Annotated in this window: 3 protein-coding genes and 1 pseudogene; 1 reads left to right on the forward strand and 3 read right to left on the reverse strand. The window is 49.7% G+C overall.

Annotation, left to right across the window (positions count from 1 at the left end):
- Positions 1-298: 298 nt before the first annotated feature.
- Positions 299-649, reverse strand: a complete 351-nt coding sequence (locus ACMV5H_RS25205) for a hypothetical protein (protein ID WP_039995080.1) — start codon at positions 647-649, stop codon at positions 299-301.
- Positions 650-659: 10 nt separating this feature from the next.
- Positions 660-902 (reverse strand): DUF4354 family protein, encoded by a 243-nt coding sequence (locus tag ACMV5H_RS25210; protein WP_115158971.1) that lies wholly within the window; start codon positions 900-902, stop codon positions 660-662.
- Positions 903-985: 83 nt separating this feature from the next.
- On the opposite strand from ACMV5H_RS25210, the gene ACMV5H_RS25215 reads away from it, so the two are divergent.
- Positions 986-2,308: a glycoside hydrolase family 10 protein gene (locus ACMV5H_RS25215; protein WP_371822197.1), complete on the forward strand. Its 1,323-nt coding sequence runs from the start codon at positions 986-988 to the stop codon at positions 2,306-2,308.
- Positions 2,309-2,342: 34 nt separating this feature from the next.
- Here ACMV5H_RS25215 and ACMV5H_RS25220 read toward each other — a convergent pair.
- Positions 2,343-2,810: pseudogene (locus ACMV5H_RS25220) on the reverse strand (serine hydrolase); the annotation flags it as partial.
- Positions 2,811-2,914: the final 104 nt, after the last annotated feature.

Raw genomic sequence — 2,914 nt, forward strand, 5'->3', positions numbered from 1 at the left:
TCTCTCATCCCACGGCATAAGCAACTCCACTCAGAAGTACTCATACCTATGTTGTAAGTGTCTACCATGTCCCCGAACAAGTGTTCATGATGTCCCCGGTCTGTACACTCCCACAGGGAGAGGGAGCTGGTACAGTGTCGTTTTCTGGTGTAAAGGTGATCTGCGATAGCGTTGATACAGAAGAGGAGTTTACTAAATAAATTGTGGCACTCCCAAAGGGCGAGCTCCGGGCGTTGTATCAGCCTGGAGCACAGCTCTTTGCATCAAAAATGCAGACTTCAGAAACGCGGCCTGTTATTTATAGCCAGCTGGTGTTTTTCCAACCTTTTTTTGCCATGCAGGCAGTAAATGCGGCTTTCCGGCTATTTATATTCACGTCCAAGGGGTAGCTTTCAACGCCTAATTTATTTTCATATTTATAACCACTACTGTTACAGCCATCGTCATCTTTATTGCATTTCAATGAAACCTGCTTTTCAACGCTTCTGGTAGCGACCTCATTTTTAACCGGGTACTGAGCTAATGACTCAGTTTCGCAAAGGTTATTCGCCTCTTGCAGGGTCATTGTTGGCGTACCTAACGGTTCCCATGTGGCAGCACAGCCTGAAAGAATAATGGCGGGAAAAACAGCAAATAGGCGTTTGTTCATAAAAGATTCTTTAGTTAAATTGAAGGAGTAATTTGTTAGCAGAGGACGCTTGTAAACATAACTTACTGAGTTCGAGATCTTTATCGGACAAGTTAGTCACTACAACGGTAAAATCCTTGGGATAGAAGACATCATAGTGTAACGGATTTAAACGGCAGATTAACGGCCATACTCGAATCCAACTCCTCGAGAGGAAACGATGCAGCAGGCCACGACAATAGGCCGGTATTCGATCAATCTGCCCTACCGGTATTGACTAAAATTCGAATAATAAGAGAATGACAAGATTGTGTTGGGGCTATCCCAATGAGTAATCAATAGAAGCCGGAGCGAATCATCGCCTGTTCTCATAGCTTTACCAAAGTTAAACAGCTAATCGTACTTCTTGCCGGTGTGCTTTCACTGGCCAGTTGCACCTCCGAACCTGCGAAATCCTTAGTCACTCCGTTGCCTTCGGTGGCAAAACAGCCACTACCGGGTAAATCACAGCAAAGCCAGGAACCCGTGCGCGGCATCTGGCTGGCAACCGTTTCCCGCTTAGACTGGCCGCCAGTGACATCCGTCAATGTCGACAGCCCTGCAATCCGCATTCGCCAACAGCAAGAAGCATTGAAAGGCAAGCTGGATAAACTGCAGACGCTGGGTATCAACACCGTTTTTTTTCAGGTTAAACCTGATGGCACTGCGCTCTGGGCATCAAAAATTTTGCCATGGTCAGATGTGCTGACGGGGAATATTGGCGAAAACCCAGGCTATGATCCGCTGCAGTTTATGCTGGATGAGGCACACAAGCGTGGCATGAAAGTCCATGCCTGGTTTAACCCCTACCGGGTATCCGTCAACACCAAGCCAGTAACCATTGATAAACTGAACCGCACATTGTCGCAGCAGCCAGCCAGCGTCTATGTGCTACACCCCGACTGGATCCGCATCGCAGGCGACCGATTTGTGCTCGATCCAGGTATCCCGGAGGTGCGGGACTGGATCACCAGCATCGTGGCGGAGGTGGTTGCCAACTATGATATTGACGGCGTGCAATTTGATGATTATTTCTATGCGGAGTCCCCTGGATCCGTGCTCAACGACAGCCAGACCTTCAAAAAGTATGGGCAACATTTTGGATCCAAAGCGGACTGGCGGCGAGACAATACTAAGCAATTGGTTGGGCAAGTTTCTCGGACTATCAAGAAGTTGAAGCCCGACGTTGAATTTGGTGTCAGCCCTTCTGGCGTATGGCGTAACCACTCACACGATGCGGCAGGTTCCAATACGCGAGGGGCTGCAGCCTATGATGAATCTTATGCCGACACCCGCAGTTGGGTACAGCTTGGTTTACTGGATTACATTGCCCCACAGCTGTATTGGCCCTTCGCGCGTGACGCGGCCCGTTATGATGTGCTCGCCAAATGGTGGGCGAATGTGGTGGCCTCCACCAATACGCGTCTTTATATCGGCGTTGCACTGTATAAAGTTGGGATCCCCTCAAAGAACGAGCCAGATTGGATGGTCAACGGTGGCGTGCAGGAGTTACAAAAGCAGCTGGATTTGAACGAGTCCGTATCGCAAATTAAAGGCACGATCCTGTTCAGAGAGAACTATCTCAATCAGCCACAGACCCAGCAGGCAGTCAATTACCTGAAAAGTCGCTGGGGCAGTTGAGAGATTTAGGGGGCAATATGCCCCCTGCTAAAAATTACTTCTGCAACGCATCAAGAATGCGGTAAGCCGCCTCAACCCGCACAGGATTAGGATAATTTTTGTTAGCCAGCATCACGATGCCGAGATCCTGTTGAGGAATGAAGGCTACATAGCTGCCAAATCCACCGGTTGAGCCGGTTTTATGTACCCAAGAGGCGCTTGATGGTGGCGCTGGCGGAGTGATTTTTGTGACGCTCAGCGCTGCCAGTGCGTTATTATTATCGCTACCCTTGACCACGGTTTTCTCTTTAACCGGCCAGTTCAGCATTTCCCAACCCAGACCTTGATACATATTACCGGCATGCCAGTAGCGCGACTGGGCAAGCGTAATCCCCTTCTGCAGCGAGGCATCCTTCACGTTGGCAGGCGCCATGTTAGCCTGAACCCAGCTTGCCATATCCTGTATCGACGATTTCACGCCGTAGGCTTCGGCATCAAACAGCCCCATTCCCACTCGAAACGCAACAAAGTGACCCACTGGCCAGACCCGGATAAAATCACCGCTCTGGCCCTACTGGAGAGCCTGTTGCATGCAGGGAAAACATCTGACTCAGAAAGAGCGGTTCT

Origin of the sequence: Serratia sp. N21D137 (assembly GCF_047530005.1) — a bacterium.
GTDB lineage: Bacteria > Pseudomonadota > Gammaproteobacteria > Enterobacterales > Enterobacteriaceae > Chania > Chania fonticola_B.

What these genes read in the sequence shown, in the direction of transcription:
- ACMV5H_RS25205 (WP_039995080.1), bottom strand. Translation starts at nt 649, where the DNA reads ATGAACAAACGCCTATTTGCTGTTTTTCCCGCCATTATTCTTTCAGGC.